The organism is Arthrobacter sp. TmtSoilC79 (assembly GCF_059739405.1).
Genome location: NZ_AP046051.1, coordinates 1663061 through 1678976, shown reverse-complemented (window position 1 = coordinate 1678976; position 15916 = coordinate 1663061). Strand labels below are relative to the sequence as shown.

The window sequence follows — 15916 nt, the reverse complement described above, 5'->3', positions numbered from 1 at the left end:
ACGACTACTAAAAACGTGACCCGCTCAGGGGTCCCCCACAAGCAACACAAGCGTCATCCCAGCAGAAGCCATCAGAACAGGGCGTCCCCACGCCCGGGTTCATGTAGTGAATGCCTGAGGTATGACCATGACCGTTGCGACCGCGAGCCGGCCCACGGGCCGCCAGAACTCCCAACGACCATCTCCCGGTTACGGTTCGAACAGTTCGGACATTGACGTTCGGCTGGTTGCACGCAGTATCGCGCAGGCAGCGTTGGAGGTTCTGGCAGGTACCCGCGCCCTGACCCAGCTCTCACGTTCCCTTGATCCTGACTGCTATCTATCCCTGCAGCACAGGGCTGCCCTCACCCGGAAGCACGCCGCCAGGGTCCGGGGAAACCTTCATCCCCACCGGAGCCCCATGGTCCGCTCTGTTCGAGCCTGCTCAATCACCGAGGACATCTGCGAGGCAAGCATTGTTGTTGCCGAAGAACAAAGATGCCGCGCTGTGGCCATGAGACTGGAACGGTTGGATGGAGTGTGGCGGGTTACGGCTTTGGAAATCGGTTGACCCCGGAGCAGCCATCCGCGGACAACAAAAAAGCAGGCCCCGGACGCTAAGTCCGGGGCCCGCCCTATTCTTTGACCAGCCCTTACATGGCATGCCACCAGCAATGCCAGTTGCGGCCACTACATCAGAGGATCAGCGACGCTTCTTCTTGGCAGGTTTGCGCTGCTCCTGGCCGGCTGCCTTGGCCGGATTGCCGGAACGACCGGACGTGCGGCCCTCGACGCGGGTTTGGGTCCCACCATCTTCACCCGGCGCGGTGTACTGCAACTGCGCCGGCTTCTCCGGCGCCTGCAGGCCCGCTGCCCGAATCTGCGGTTCATGATGTTCAGTGTGCGTCCCGGCGGCGGTGTCGTCGGCAACCACCACGTCCTCGGCCGGCGTTACTTCCACCTCAAGGTTGTAAAGGAATCCGATGCTCTCTTCACGGATGGCTTCCATCATGGACTGGAACATCACAAAGCCCTCGCGCTGGTACTCCACCAGGGGATCACGCTGGGCCATCGCCCGGAGACCAATACCTTCCTTCAGGTAATCCATCTCGTAAAGGTGTTCCTGCCATTTACGTCCCAGGACCGACAACACAACACGTCGTTCCAGTTCGCGCATGCTCTCGGAGCCAATGGCCTCTTCACGGGCCTGGTAAACCAGTCGGGCGTCGGAAAGAATCTCATCCTTCAGGAAATCGGCAGTGACACGGGACTTTCCACCGGCTTCCTCGATGATCTCTTCGGCCGTCACCGTGGCCGGGTACAACGTCTTCAAGTTGGCCCACAGCTGGTTGAAGTCCCAATCGTCGCCTGTTCCCTCGGCAGTGGCTGCCTCGATGAGTGCGTTGATGGTGTCTTCAAGGAAGAACTGGACCTTCTCGTGCAGGTCGTCGCCCTCAAGGATACGGCGGCGGTCGCCATAGATCGCTTCACGCTGCCGGTTGAGGACGTCGTCGTACTTGAGAACGTTCTTGCGCTGTTCAGCGTTGCGACCTTCCACCTGCCCTTGGGCAGAGGCGATGGCACGGGAGACCAGCTTCGATTCAAGCGCGACATCATCGGGCACGGAGCTGTTCATGAGCCGTTCGGCCGCACCCGAATTGAACAACCTCATGAGGTCATCAGTCAGGGAAAGATAGAAACGGGATTCGCCGGGGTCACCTTGACGTCCTGAACGGCCGCGCAGCTGGTTGTCGATCCGGCGGGATTCATGCCGCTCAGTTCCCAGAACGTAGAGCCCGCCAAGGTCCAAGACTTCTTCGTGCTCATCTTTGACCGATTGCTTGGCGGCAGAAAGCGCCTCGGGCCAGGCCGCCTCATACTCCTCCGAGTTTTCCTCGGGATCGAGTCCACGCTTCGCCAGCTCTGCAATGGCAGTAAACTCGGCGTTGCCGCCAAGCATGATGTCGGTACCGCGACCTGCCATGTTGGTTGCAACGGTAACGGCGCCTTTTCGTCCGGCTTGCGCAACGATCGAGGCTTCACGTGCATGGTTCTTGGCGTTCAGCACCTCGTGCCGGATACCTTCTTTGGCCAACAGCTTGGAGAGGTACTCGCTCTTTTCCACGCTGGTGGTGCCTACCAGCACCGGCTGGCCTTTCTCGTGCCTCTCGGCGATGTCCTGCACTACGGCGTCGAACTTTACGACCTCGTTCTTGTAAACAAGGTCCGGCTGGTCGATCCGCTGCATGTCCCGGTTGGTGGGGATGGGCACCACACCCAGCTTGTAGGTGCTCATGAACTCAGCCGCTTCAGTCTCGGCCGTGCCGGTCATGCCGGCGAGCTTTGAGTACATGCGGAAGTAGTTCTGCAGTGTCACGGTGGCGAGCGTCTGGTTCTCGGCCTTGATCTCGACATTTTCCTTGGCCTCAATGGCCTGGTGCATGCCTTCGTTGTAGCGGCGCCCGGCGAGGATACGGCCGGTGTGCTCGTCGACAATGAGGACCTCGCCGTCGAGGATGACGTAGTCTTTGTCGCGCTTGAAAAGCTCTTTGGCCTTGATGGCGTTGTTGAGGAAGCCGATCAGGGGGGTGTTGGCGGATTCGTAAAGGTTTTGGATTCCGAGGTAGTCCTCAACCTTTTCGATACCGGCTTCGAGTACGCCCACCGTGCGCTTCTTTTCATCGACCTCGTAGTCGACTTCGGGTTGCAGGCGGAGAACGACTTTTGCGAACTCGCTGTACCAGCGGTTGGTGTCGCCTTGGGCAGGGCCGGAAATGATGAGCGGAGTACGAGCCTCGTCAATCAGGATGGAGTCGACTTCATCGACGATCGCGAAATTGTGTCCGCGCTGAACGAGTTCACTGGCATCCCAGGCCATGTTGTCGCGCAGGTAGTCGAAACCAAACTCGTTGTTGGTTCCATAAGTGATGTCCGCAGCGTACTGCTGCCGCCGGACCGCGGGATCCTGGTTGGACAGGATGCAACCGCTGGTCAGGCCCAGGAACCTGTAAACGCGGCCCATCAGCTCGGACTGGTATTCGGCGAGGTAGTCGTTGACCGTGACAACATGGACACCCTTGCCCGCCAGCGCATTCAGATACGCGGGCGCGGTTGCCACGAGGGTCTTGCCTTCACCGGTTTTCATTTCCGCGATGTTGCCCAGGTGAAGTGCGGCGCCACCCATCAGCTGGACATCGAAGTGGCGCATGCCCAAGGTACGGGAAGAGGCCTCACGCACAGCGGCGAATGCTTCCGGGAGGAGTGCTTCCAAGGTCTCGCCGTCTTGGTGGCGGGACCGGAGATGGTCGGTTTCCTCGCGGAGTTCGGCGTCCGTGAAGGACTTGAAGGAGTCTTCCAGGGCATTGATGGAATCGGCATAGTTCCGCAATTGCTTGAGTGTCTTTTTGTCACCCGTGCGGAGAAGTTTTTCGATTAGTGATGCCACGTGAAATTGCTCCCAGTCTCATGCTGCCGAATTCTGGCTGTTTCAGTCTACGGGAGAGACCAGCACCACGTGGCCGCGTTCACCTCTCAGCGGACTGGCCGGTTGCCAAGGAGTCCACCCCGTCCTTCAGCGCGATCAGCCACGGCTTGGGCGAGATCGCCCGCGAGGTCCCCCACCGGCCACACCACGACGTCCTGCAACCTGAGCCAGGCCGCCATGAGTTCCAGCTCGGCAGCAAGTTCGACGGCGGTATCGGCTGGAGCACCAAGCTCAGCAAACGCCGAGCGCACCAGAAGGCGGCCGGTTGCGCGGTCTGCCTTCAGATCCACCCGTGCCACGATCCCGTCCCTGAGAAGGAACGGGAGTACGTAATAGCCGAATTGACGCTTGGCCGCGGGAGTGTAGATCTCTATCCGGTAATGGAAACCATGCAATTCCTCAAGTCGCCGCCGTTCAAAGACCAACGAGTCAAAAGGGCTCAGCAATGCACGGCCTTCAGCCCTGCGTGGCACCTTGGCGGTGATGTGCTTGTAGGTTTCCCTGTCCCAACCGCGCACCGACACTGGCAGGAGGCGGCCTGCCTGGACCAACCGCCGGACCGACTCCGCTCCTGCCTTCACAGGTGTCCGGAAGTAGTCCGAAAAACAGCGGACAGTGCCGATTCCGTGGGCTTGGGCGGCAGCATCCATCAGGCGGTCGAGCGAGTCCTCGGCGGTTCCCGAGGGCGCGGCAATGTCAGGAACAACCCTGGAGGTCAGGGTGTACTTACGCTCGAATTGCGGTGTCCGCGACGCGGCCGAGATGCGTCCTTGTTCAAACAGGTGCTCCAGGACCCGCTTAACGATGTTCCAGTTCCATCCCCAATTGCCACGGTCGGCTGCCTCTTCGTGCCCGAGTTCAGCCGTGAGTTCCGAGGCAGTCATAGGGCGTCCTGCACTGAGCGCGGCCAGAACGCGGTCTTCCATATCCTGGCGGACATGCGGTTCAAGGTGGTGGGCTCCCACCCAAGACCGTTTTTGCCACACCAGAAGGTCTTGAAAATGCTCCGGGCGGATAAAGCTCGCCTCGTGCGCCCAATACTCCATCATCCGGCGCGGCTTTCGACCTGCCATCGTGTGCAGGATCCCGGGGTCGTAGTCGCCCAACCGGGAAAAGAAAGGTAGGTAGTGACTTCTGGCCACCACGTTCACGGAATCGATCTGAACAAGCTGGAGTTGGGCAAAAGTCCGGCCCACCGCCCGTGCTGTCACGGGGCCGGCGGGCCGGATTTTTGCCAATCTTTGAGCTGCCAATGCGATCCGCCGTGCCTCGGAGAGGCTCAGCGAAGCGGTCATGGAAGTCCCTTCATACGGGCAATAGTGCCTTACTTTGCAGTGGACGCCTGGTCATCGGAACGGTAGGCGTGGATTTTCTCTTCCACGGCTTCCTCGCCGGGTTCACAGGTGGAGTCGAGAGTGATCACGCCGTAGGTCCAACCACTACGGCGGTAGACGACCGAGGGCGCATTGGTTTCCTTATCCAGGAAAAGGTAGAAGTTGTGGCCAACGAGTTCCATGTTGTCCACAGCGTCATCCAGCGTCAGGGAAGCAGCGGGGAAGACTTTCCGGCGGATCAGGACGGGCGAGTCGCCTGCCGGAATGTCGTTCTCGATCTCATAGGGAGAACGCTCATCTGCCGTCGGCGCGGGGTCCTGGTGATTGCTTGCTTCGAGGTAGAGCGGTTCGCTCGCGCTGGCTGGTTCCAGTGTTGCAGTGGCTTCGCGCACGGCCTTCGGCGTGTGGCGGCCGTGGTGCACCTTTTTCCGGTCCTTCGCGCGCCGAAGCCTCTCAAGAAGCTTGTTGTATGCCAGATCGAAGGCAGCGAATTTATCGTCGGCTGTGGCCTCGGCACGGATGACGGGGCCCCGGCCCAGGACTGTCACTTCAACGGTGAGCTGGCCCGGCGTCTGCCGCGGGTTGGTTTCCTTGGAAACCTTGGCGTCGACTCGCTGGACCTTATCCCCCAGCGACTCAATCTTCGAGATTTTCTCGCCGGCGTATTCGCGAAAGCGGTCGGAAACTGTGAGATTTCGTCCGCTGATCATGAACTCCATGGTGCCCTCCAAATAACTCAGGTGACACGACAACGACGCTTTTGGGGGCTTGTCTGACGGACAGTCGAGCCCCTTTCCGAGCCGCTATCGACAGGTACATCTATTCTTGGTACCCACAACCGACGTTAGTTCATCGTCACGCGTTATTCATCCTTTGCTCGCTTATTTTTTGATTGAGTCTTGAAGACTTCATCCGGATCGCGCCCTATGGAGTTGGAAGCGTAGGCTGGTGGCCTCGTGGCCGCGAGGACAACGGCGCCACAGACCACACCGCCCGCAGCTTCCACTGCCCGGGCTGCTTCGGCAAGGGTCGCGCCGGTGGTGAGCACATCGTCTACAAGAAGGCATTTCCTGCCCTTGATTTGTTGGAGGTATCGGCCTTTTACCCGCATGGATCCATGGACCCTGCTGGCCCGGGCGCCTCTTCCCAGTCCCTTCTGGCCTGCACCGGAGTGCCGTGTCCCCTTCCTGCCCGGAAAGCCGGCGGTCCGCTCCAGAAGGTCTCGAAGCGAGTCCCTTCGGACCACGGATGCCGTTGAAATAACTCGCTTTTCCAAAGCGTCAAGGCTTGTGCACTGGGGCAGCATGCGTCGTATCCGCACGACGAAAAGCAAGAGATGCACCGGGCTGAATCCCCTTTTTCGGTAGGCCCGGCCACTTGTAGGAACCGGCACAAGGAAGAATCCGGATTTATCACCAATGGCCCGCCGCACCGCGTTGCCAAGACAAGGCGCCAGGACCCCGGCCAGGCGCCACTGGCCCAAGTGCTTGAAAGAGAGGAGGCACTGGGCCAGTTCGTCCCGGTAGGGCCCAGCGGCAACAACTCCCATCCTTGTCGCGCCATCGAACCCAACCAGGGCGGGCGACTCCTGTTCTGCGCGGAACGGCCGGCTGCAGAGTTGTCGGACCCGCTTGGCGCAGGCCGCACACAACACGGTGTCCTCCGCAGAGCAACAAACGCAATCCACAGGCACCAGCAGGCCCAGCAGGTCAGTGGCAGTGCCTTGAAGCACCGCCAGGAAGCGGCCAAGAGGCTGTCGGTCAGGAGCACGCCGACGAGCCTGCACAGGATCCACCGGGTGGAGGTCGGGGTCTTGGTCCCGCCGTGGCTGCCTGGCACGGGTAGCCGCACGAAGCTCCCGGAAGCCGTGCTGGTCAAGAGCGGTAGCCATGGCAGTGCTGTGCGGCCCGAAGGAGCCGTCCCTGGTTTCCTTTTCTGCCCTGGTCATGGCAGCAAGCATGCAGGGAACCAAACCCGACGGCAAGGCATGCCCCACCCTATGTGCACAACGCGGACTCTATCTGCTCCCTGGTCAGCCGGGGAAAGCGGGCTCCGTAGGTCCTTTAAGCTGGAGTTCCCAGCCGTTTCCTACCCGTTGGAACACGCCGTCCTCGGATTGACCGTAAATCTGCTCCGAGCCATTACCGGCGCTGAGGCTGGTCAAGCCGTCCCACGGAGCCAACTGTTGTGGTTCGCCCGACTCCAGCGAAAGCAGTTCAGGGACCACGGTTCCACTGGCCGATCCAGACATCACGGCCACTGTTGAACTGTTAACCCAGACACCCTGGTCAACCGAGCCGCTGCTGACCAAGGTGATGGGCGCAGTGAGGTCCTTGGGCACGCCGTCGGCATTTCGGACTATTCCGGTAATCTGCACCGTTGACTTGCCGTTTGCCTGGGAAATGACCAGCGCCCGGGTCCCTTCCCGGGAAACCCTGAAGTCCTTGACGGTCCGTCCGGACAACCAAGCCGGAGTCAAGGTGACATTGGGAATGGCCATGCCCGGGGCAACCCCCGTGGGTTTGAAAGCCACCACTTCGGCCGCTCCGTTGGCGCCCGGCCCGGCTGTCCAAACCCAATCGTGGGGGCTGAAGGAAGGCCCTGTGAGAGTGCTCCTGGTGGTCAACTGGCGTGCCGGCTGACCGGGTTCAATCGCATACAGGGTTGTCTTGTCCCCGTTGAGGAACGCCGCCGTTTGGGAAACAGGCGATTCAGCCGGCGAGTGGGGGCCCAGGCCGGACACTGGTTGCATGTCCGGAAGCGGAGTCATCCGGTTATTTTCATACCGCACCAGATCGCCGTTGCTGACAGCTATCTGACGGGCCGGAACGCTCTTGTCCACTACAGGAGGCAAGACTGTTCCGTTGTCCTCAACCCGGACAAGGTCCTGATCGGCGCGAAGCTGGACGTTGATGACATCAGGCTGGTCCCGGAAGGTCAGAGCCAACTGGTTCTGCATCCTCTGGCGGTCCTCTGCCGATGCATCGAACAGTTCCTTGGCGGAGAGGTCGACCTGCGCAGACCCGGACACCACAGGCACGGATTCGCGTGCGAGTTTCATCCCGGACGGGAAGGCACTGACCACTGCACCCCGAAGGTACGGAGCCGGCCCTGCAAGCACCGCTGAAGTCATGGACTTGACGGTGTTCTTCTTGATGAACCAACGGTAGTCGGGCACGGCATAGGTAAACGTGGGGTCATAGAAGTAGATGGGGAATGCCCCATAAATTACCTTGAACGTTTCTTCCGGTATGGCCGTACCGTCGGGCACCTTCGAAATCCGCCACTGGCCTTCCACCTGCTCAAGGGTCAGCGGAATGGTCTCCTTGGTACCCGGCGGGAACTGCGTGGCCACGCCATCGGCGTCAACCGAATAGGCAACGTCCAATTCGTAGAGGTACTCGTTTTCCCCAGCTGCTTTGACTACCTGTGCTTCACGGAAAACAATGGCCCGCTTGTCTGGTTTCCATGTAACGGACTGTGCCTGGGTCAAATACTGGCGCGCAACAGGGTAGTCATCCTCATACCCGCTGCCGGCCATGTAGAAATCCTCGATCACGGTCTCCGGGCTCGATCCCGCACGCGGGGCCGCAGGAAAGAAGACTGGTGCGTTGGGATTGCCCGCACCTTCGTCCTTGCTTTTACCGACGGGCCCGGACCGCGGAATCTGGGCACAGGAAGCCAGCAGCACCATCAGGACAGCAAGAACCGCAAGAAACGCCCGCCGGCGCCTTGGCCCGGTCATGCTCACGCCTCCCTCCCCGCTTGATCGTCAGGAGCAGACTTCGCGGCGTCCGGGCGCTGGCGCTGCAGGCCGGCTCCGGAGTCCGCGCCCAGGATGAGCATGTGCCGCTCGTTCGCGCTCCCGGTCCCGGGGAATTCAATATCGGCCGGTTCAAGCTGAAGCGGAGACTTCACAATGGTGCCTCCCTGCCGGAGGGGAAGTGTCAGCCGGAAGTTCGAACCCGATCCCTTGCGGCCCCACGCCTGAAGCCAACCATTGTGCAGTTTGGTGTCCTCTGCGGCAATGGACAGGCCCAGGCCACTGCCTCCGGTGGTACGGGCACGGGCGGGGTCGGCCCGCCAGAAACGATCGAACACCCTGGCTGCTTCTGCCTGGGTCATCCCGATGCCGTGGTCCCGGACCGACACTGCAACGGCCTCATGGTTGGCTGCAACTGAGATGTGGATCGGTTTCCCTTCCCCATGTTCCAGGGCGTTCAGCAACAAATTGCGAAGGATCCGGTCGATCCGCCGGGAGTCCATCTCCACCACGATGCTCTTTTGCCGGGCATTCAGCCGGACCTCGGAGCCGTATTCTGCTGCAACAGGTGCCGCACCTTCCATGACATGGGAGATCACCTGGAAGATGTCCTGGGGTTCTGCATCCAGGACTGCTGCCCCGGCGTCGAAGCGGGAGATTTCCAACAAATCCGAGAGCAGGGACTGGAACCGCTCAACCTGGTGGTAGAGCAGTTCGGCTGACCTCTTGTTCATGGGATCAAAGTCATCACGGGCGTCAAAGAGCACTTCGGCAGCCATCCGGACAGTGGTCAGCGGGGTACGAAGCTCATGCGAGACGTCGGAAACGAATCTCTGCTGCATTTGCGACAAAGTGGCCAGCTGGGTGATTTGCTCCTGGAGGCTGGCAGCCATGTGGTTGAAGGAAGCGCCCAACCTGGCTACCTCGTCCTCGCCCTTGACCACCATGCGCTCCTGGAGCTGGCCGGCCGCGAGCTTTTCGGAGACCACCGCAGCGTGGCTCACAGGACTGACCACGTTGCGCGTCACGTACCAGGCGATCGCCCCGATCATCAGGACCAGTGCAGCTCCACCGGCCCAGAGCACGTTCTGGATTTCGTCCAACGTTTGCTGGGCAGTGTTGAGGTCGTAAATCAGGTAGAGCTCATAGGAGGTGCCGTTGAACGTCACCAGGTTTCCGACGGCGATGCCCGGGCGGTCCTCATTGCCTACAGGGAACTGCGTGGAGGCCCAAAACTGCTGCTTGCCACCCTCCTGCACGGCTTTCCGGAGCTCGGGGGGTATGACCCGGACCGTCAACTGGTCCGAAGCGCGCGACTCGACCCAGCGGTTACGGGGTTTTGTCTGCTCTGGCTTTGCTTCGAACACGTAGCGTCGTTGGATGACCGAACCCCGGCCCTCCACGGCCGTCAGGGTGTCATAGACCAACGTAATGACGCTGGACTGATCGGTGACCTGCGCGCCGTCGAACGTGTCCTGGACCTGTTTGACGTTGTATCGGGTCTCCGACTCTGCCTGGGCGAGCCGCTCCTGGAAAAGGTTGTTGGCAATTTGGTTGGACAGGTAGGCGCCCACTATCGCAAAGGATGTCACGGCCAGTAGAAGGGTGGTCAGGACGGTACGGAACTCAAGGGACCGCCGCCACCGGCGCAGCACCGAGCGCCAAAGGTAGCGAAGCCCAGGTTTGATCTGCCGGACTCCAATCGACACAAGGCGTGAGACCCGCAAAACAAGGATCAGTCCGCGCCGTGTCCAGATCCGTGCGCGGGAAAGGAGCCATGGCAAGGTGCGGGTATTCCGGCCGGGCTGCTTCGGGTCCGGTTGACCGGGGCCCCCGGCGGACGATTCGCCAGTCGCTTCGGGGGTCGGTGGCAAGGCCGGGGTCGAATGGTCGACTCCGGCCGCCTCTGGACCCTTGGTCCCGAGGTCTCCTTCTGCCATGCCGGCTTTGCCGGCCGGGGACTCAGGAACCTGCTTTATATCCGACACCACGCACCGTCAAAACGACCTCGGGCGCCTCCGGGTCGCGTTCGATCTTGGACCTCAGGCGCTGGACGTGGACGTTGACCAGGCGCGTGTCCGCGGCGTGCCGGTAGCCCCAAACTTGTTCGAGGAGCAACTCCCGGGTGAAAACCTGCCAGGGTTTGCGCGCCAGTGCCACCAGGAGGTCGAACTCCAGGGGGGTGAGCGAAATCCGGTCGCCGCCGCGGGTGACCAGGTGGCCTGCGACGTCGATGGTGACGTCGGCGATGCGCAGCGTTTCGGGGGCCTTCTGGTCGCCGGGACGGAGTCGCGCACGGACCCGCGCCACCAGTTCAGCCGGCTTGAAGGGCTTGGGCACGTAATCGTCGGCTCCGGACTCCAGTCCCCGGACCACATCGGAAGTATCGGACTTTGCCGTCAGCATAACGATGGGCACATCGGATTCACCGCGGATCTGGCGACAGACTTCGATGCCGTCGGATCCGGGCAGCATCAGGTCCAGCAGCACAAGGTCCGGCTTGGAAGAGCGGAAGATCTCCAACGCCTGGCCACCGTCTGCGCAGAACACCGGCTCGAAACCATCATTGCGCAGGACGATGCCAATCATCTCTGCGAGTGCTTCGTCGTCGTCAACTACCAGAATGCGTGCCTTCATAGTTATATATTCCCTTATCACCAAGTCTTTGTCCCGTTGGGCACAGCGCACGGCATGGCGCTCCAAGGGCAGTTCCACCGTACTGCACATGCGTGGTGGCCTGCCTGCCGTGGCTGCCCGGGCGTCGGGCTATGAGGGACGACGGCGGGCCTATAGGCTGGGGGCCAAGGCGCGTTTGGGGACGTCGGACGTCGGCGGGCCGGGTCTTATGGGGAGGATATTTTGTCACAACCAGAGCACGGCCGGGGTGCCTCACCAGGCAACCAGCCAGCGTGGGGAAACCAACCCCAATGGGGTGGTCCCCCGGCATGGGCAGCCCCTCAAGGCGGCGGCCAGTATGGCCAAGGACAACCGGCGCCGGGATGGCCACCGGGTCCACCGTATGGACAACCCCTCTATGTCGCTCCGCCCAAGCCGGGCGTTATCCCGCTGCGGCCGTTGCAATTCGGCGAAATCCTTGACGGCTCTTTCCAGACAATCCGCCGCAATGCGGCTTCCATGTTCGGTTCTGCGCTTATTGTGCAGGCCATCGGTGCCGTGCTCATTGGGATTGTCACGCTGGGAATGTTCCAGCTGACCATGTCCTTTGAATCAGTCAACTCAGAGGCTGACTTCAACGAGGCCATGGGCCCCTTCCTCGCCATCATGGCGAGCACGTTGGGTGTCTCGGTCCTGATCGGTTTTCTTGGTTCGGTACTCCAAGGCGTCCTGGTGGTGCCCGTGGCGCGCTCGGTCCTGAACCGGCGGACGGGTTTCAAGCAGATGTGGAAGTTGGCCGGCAGGAGAATCCTGCCGCTGTTGGGTGTCGCAGTCCTCCTGACCCTCGGCGGGCTGCTCGCCGCCGCCGCAGTGGTGGGTATTGCCGTTCTGCTCTTCACTGCCATGGGGCCCGGGGCTTTGCTGGTTGTTCTGCCTCTTGGGCTTGGGTCGGTGGTCTTGTTCGTCTGGATCGGGCTGAAGTTGATGCTGGCGCCCGCCGCGATCGTCGTTGAGCGGACAGGTGTCTACGACGGACTCCTGAGGTCCTGGCAGCTGACCAAAAACAACTGGTGGCGGATCTTCGGCATCACCTTGGTGGTGGCGATCATGGTGGGCATCATTGCCCAGATCGTCCAGATCCCCGCGTCCTTGGCAGCTACGGCTGTTGGCGGGGTAGTCAATCCCCACCCCGACGCCGAGGCGATAGCCTCCAGCCTGCTGGTCACCACTGTGATTTCCTCAGCCATCGGTGCGCTTGTGGGGTCTGTGACGTTTGCTTTCCAGGCCTCCGTGTTCGCCTTGATCTACATGGATCTGCGCATGCGCCGTGATGGTTTGGATGTTGAGCTTATGAGGCTGATGGAAACCGGAGACGATCCCGAGGGAATCCCTGGCAGTCCGTCGGTCCTGGGTCCTCACTCCGGCGCTTCGACCCGGAATCAAGGCTGGCCGTCGCAGGGCGCACAGCCCCCGGCCACGCCTCCCGGGCCGTGGCCGCCGCAGGGCGGACAGCCCCCTGCCGCGTCTCCCGGGCCGTGGCCGCCGCAGGGCGGACAGCCCCCTGCCGCGTCTCCCGGGCCGTGGCCGCCGGCATGAGGACTATTCCACTGGAACCCACCATGTGGGCGGCCCAGGAGCCGCCCGTGACACCGGACCGTGAAGAGGCGCGGCGATGGGCGGCCGAGGAACTCTCTAAACCCCAATACCCGGACGCGCAACCCGGTTGGCTGGACCAATGGTGGCGCGACTTCCTCGACTGGTTGTCGTCCCTGGAAGGCGACGCATCGGGTCAAGGACCGGATCTTGCAGTTCCGCTCATGATCGCGTTGGCCCTTGCACTCATCATTGCTGCGGTCATCGTGGTCCGGCCCCGACTGAACGCCCGCCGAAAAGCCGCTGGATCGGACATCTACGGCGATGACAGCAGCCTGGACTCGGAGGGCTACAGGAAGCGCGCGGCAACCGCAGCCGACGACGGCGACTGGCCGTCCGCCGTCGTCGACCAGTTCAGGGCGATTGTCCGCTCCGCCGAAGAGCGGGAGATCGTTGATGCCCGTCCCGGGCGGACCGCTGACGAAGCGGCAACCCAGCTGGGGCAGGTGTTTGGCACCGCGCAGTCCCGGCTGGACGCAGCCGCGCTCCTTTTCGATGCCGTGCGTTACGGCGAGCAGGGGGCAACGGCTCCGGACTATGAGTCCGTCCGCAGGCTCGATGCAGACCTCGTTGACATGAAGCCTGACTTCGCCGGACAGGCCCACGCAGGTTTCGCGGTGCCGCGGTGACGACTTCCACGGTGGCAGACACCACGACCCACGGTGAAGCTCCCGCTCCCCAGCAGTCGGCTGGGAAGACGGCAGGGAAAAGCCTCCGTACCTGGTTCCGGAAACACCTGGTTTGGATCCTGATCGGCGTCGTCCTGGCTGGGCTGGTGACGTACCTGGCAATCTCCAGTGTCTCGGGCGCCAAAGATCCCCGTCCTTTGTCCGCCCGGAACCCAGCGCCAAATGGTGCAATGGCGGTGGCTGAAATCCTGGCGGATCACGGTGTATCGGTCGCATCGACCGATACCTTCGCGAAGACCATGGACGAGGTGGCCGAAAGGGACGACGCTACCGTCCTCATCTACGACCCCCGCGGTTTTTTGGACCGAACACAGCTTGAAGACATTACGGACGCCGTGGAGCACGTGGTCCTGGTCACCCCGCGGCTGAGGACATTGAACGCGCTGGAGCAGGGTTTCCGCCCGGGCGGGGTGGTTCCTGAAGCGACAACGGTTCTTGAACCCCGCTGCGACCTGGACGATGCCGTCGTGGCCGGCAAAGTCTCCGCCCAAGGCGCCATCTATTCCGGACCTGTGGTGTGCTACCCGGCCGCGGCCAAGGGATCCGGCATCTATGCTGCATCCCAGGACGGCAGGGTGGTGGTGCTGGGCAGTACCGACTTGCTCGACAACCAGCATCTGGCCTCCGAAGGCAATGCAGCACTCGCGCTGCGGACCTTGGGGAAGGACCAGAACCTGGTGTGGTACCTGCCCGGCGTGGGAGACGTTTCCGCGACTGACTCAACCCCTACCCTCAACGAGTTGGCTCCCCGCTGGCTTGCGTTCGCTGGACCGTGGATGGGAATCGTGGTGCTCCTGGCCATAGCGTGGCGGGGCCGGCGCATGGGCCCGCTGGTGTTCGAGCCACTTCCCGTGGTGGTGAAGGCTGCCGAGACGGCGGAAGGCAGGGCGCGCCTTTATCAGGACTCGCGGGCAGTGGAGCGCGCAGCTGACAACCTGCGGGCAGGCACACTGGTCCGCCTGGCCAGGCATTTCAACCTGGGAACAGAGGCCACCCCGGAAGCAATTGTGGACGCCTCGGCCGGACACATGGGGCAGCCGGCCCCGGAAGTCAGGTTCGTGCTCCTCGACTTCAGGCCGGAGAACGAAGGACAACTGGTGCAATGGGCACAACAGATCGAACGAATCGAACAGGAGGCGACCACCCGATGAGCAGCCAGCCGAACAGCTACACGGACAGCAACAGCCAACAGGGTGGTGGCGGCGCGCCCCACCAGGGTGCCGCACCGGACCAGGTCGCGCCGCCCCACCACTCCGCGCCGCAAAATGTGCGGCAAGAAGGGGATCCCTCAGGAAACGGGCATCGCAGCACACAGGAAGACCCCGCCCGGCAGTCCCTGCTGAATGTGCGCAACGAAGTGGGCAAAGCCGTGGTGGGGCAGGATCCCACCGTGACGGGCATGCTCATTGCCCTGCTATGCGGCGGCCACGTCTTGTTGGAAGGAGTCCCCGGCGTGGCCAAGACCCTGCTGGTGAGGGCGTTGTCCACCGCACTGAGTTTGGACACCAAGCGGGTCCAGTTCACCCCCGACCTCATGCCGGGTGATGTCACCGGCTCGTTGGTCTATGACTCCCACTCCTCGGAGTTCACCTTCCGTGAAGGCCCCGTTTTCACCAACATCATGCTTGCGGACGAAATCAACCGGACACCACCGAAGACCCAGGCGTCGCTCCTTGAAGCCATGGAGGAACGCCAGGTTTCCGTTGATGGAGTCTCGCGTCCGCTGCCGAGCCCGTTTATCGTAGCTGCGACGCAGAACCCCGTGGAGTATGAAGGCACCTATCCCCTGCCCGAGGCGCAGCTTGATCGGTTCCTGCTGAAACTGACAATGCCGTTGCCAGGAAGGGCCGAGGAGATCGAGGTCATTCGACGCCATTCCACCGGCTTCGATCCGAGGAACCTCGCAGCTGCCGGTGTCCGTCCGGTGGCGGGCGCGGCAGAGCTTTCCGCCGCGCAGGCCGCCGTTGCCCACGTAGCGGTGGCCCCGGAAATCCTCGCGTACATTGTTGACGTTGTCCGTGCCACCAGGTCCGCACCGTCCTTCCAACTCGGGGTTTCCCCCCGCGGTGCCACGGCGCTGCTCAATACGTCCAAGGCGTGGGCATGGTTGTCCGGGCGGGCCTTCGTCACCCCTGACGACGTCAAGGCTTTGTCTTTGCCCTGCCTGCGGCACCGTGTGGGCCTCCGTCCCGAAGCACAGATGGACGGCATACAGGTCGACGACGTCCTGGGCAGCATCCTTGCATCGGTTCCGGTGCCTCGGTGACTCCGGATGCCCGCATGAATGGCGGCGCCCAAGGCAGCCCTGATACCCAAGGGCGCCCCGATACCCAAGGATGCCCCGGCATGCAACGGACCCAAGGCACACCAGGGAGCCCTGGCAAACCACGGAGCCCCG

12 protein-coding genes are annotated in these 15916 nt (G+C 62.2%); 5 read left to right on the top strand and 7 right to left on the bottom strand.

The window, feature by feature from the left end:
- Positions 1 to 127 precede the first annotated feature (127 nt).
- On the top strand, positions 128 to 550 hold the full coding sequence (locus AC6JA3_RS07805; protein WP_238324850.1) for an Rv3235 family protein: 423 nt from the start codon (positions 128 to 130) through the stop codon (positions 548 to 550).
- Between the two features lie 132 nt (positions 551 to 682).
- Here the strand turns inward: AC6JA3_RS07805 and secA are convergent, their stop codons facing one another.
- The 7 genes from secA to mtrA all read right to left on the bottom strand — a co-directional run bounded on the left by secA (position 683) and on the right by mtrA (position 11197).
- Entirely contained in the window at positions 683 to 3424 is a 2742-nt protein-coding gene (gene secA / locus AC6JA3_RS07800) for a preprotein translocase subunit SecA (protein ID WP_026540051.1), read from the bottom strand.
- Between the two features lie 86 nt (positions 3425 to 3510).
- Entirely contained in the window at positions 3511 to 4758 is a 1248-nt protein-coding gene (locus AC6JA3_RS07795) for a winged helix-turn-helix domain-containing protein (protein WP_497920060.1), read from the bottom strand.
- A 29-nt stretch (positions 4759 to 4787) separates the two neighbouring features.
- Entirely contained in the window at positions 4788 to 5516 is a 729-nt protein-coding gene (gene hpf / locus AC6JA3_RS07790; RefSeq protein ID WP_347783162.1) for a ribosome hibernation-promoting factor, HPF/YfiA family, read from the bottom strand.
- A 143-nt stretch (positions 5517 to 5659) separates the two neighbouring features.
- On the bottom strand, positions 5660 to 6745 hold the full coding sequence (locus AC6JA3_RS07785; RefSeq protein WP_347783160.1) for a ComF family protein: 1086 nt from the start codon (positions 6743 to 6745) through the stop codon (positions 5660 to 5662).
- An 84-nt stretch (positions 6746 to 6829) separates the two neighbouring features.
- Positions 6830 to 8542 (bottom strand): LpqB family beta-propeller domain-containing protein, encoded by a 1713-nt coding sequence (locus tag AC6JA3_RS07780; protein WP_026540049.1) that lies wholly within the window; start codon positions 8540 to 8542, stop codon positions 6830 to 6832.
- A 2-nt stretch (positions 8543 to 8544) separates the two neighbouring features.
- Positions 8545 to 10551 (bottom strand): MtrAB system histidine kinase MtrB, encoded by a 2007-nt coding sequence (gene mtrB, locus AC6JA3_RS07775; RefSeq protein WP_497920059.1) that lies wholly within the window; start codon positions 10549 to 10551, stop codon positions 8545 to 8547.
- Positions 10523 to 11197, bottom strand: coding sequence for an MtrAB system response regulator MtrA (gene mtrA, locus AC6JA3_RS07770; protein ID WP_035760565.1), 675 nt, complete (start codon positions 11195 to 11197; stop codon positions 10523 to 10525). The genes mtrB and mtrA overlap by 29 nt, the downstream gene beginning before the upstream one ends.
- Before the next feature lie 498 nt (positions 11198 to 11695).
- Between mtrA and AC6JA3_RS07765 the strand changes: the two genes are divergently transcribed.
- The 4 genes from AC6JA3_RS07765 to AC6JA3_RS07750 are packed head-to-tail and all read left to right on the top strand — an operon-like array spanning position 11696 to position 15784.
- On the top strand, positions 11696 to 12772 hold the full coding sequence (locus AC6JA3_RS07765; protein WP_497920058.1) for a DUF7847 domain-containing protein: 1077 nt from the start codon (positions 11696 to 11698) through the stop codon (positions 12770 to 12772).
- Positions 12769 to 13458, top strand: coding sequence for a DUF4129 domain-containing protein (locus tag AC6JA3_RS07760; protein ID WP_347783153.1), 690 nt, complete (start codon positions 12769 to 12771; stop codon positions 13456 to 13458). Before AC6JA3_RS07765 ends, AC6JA3_RS07760 begins: the two co-directional genes overlap by 4 nt.
- A gap of 11 nt (positions 13459 to 13469) precedes the next feature.
- Positions 13470 to 14669, top strand: coding sequence for a DUF4350 domain-containing protein (locus AC6JA3_RS07755; RefSeq protein WP_347783152.1), 1200 nt, complete (start codon positions 13470 to 13472; stop codon positions 14667 to 14669).
- On the top strand, positions 14666 to 15784 hold the full coding sequence (locus AC6JA3_RS07750; protein ID WP_026540045.1) for an AAA family ATPase: 1119 nt from the start codon (positions 14666 to 14668) through the stop codon (positions 15782 to 15784). The genes AC6JA3_RS07755 and AC6JA3_RS07750 overlap by 4 nt, the downstream gene beginning before the upstream one ends.
- Positions 15785 to 15916: the final 132 nt, after the last annotated feature.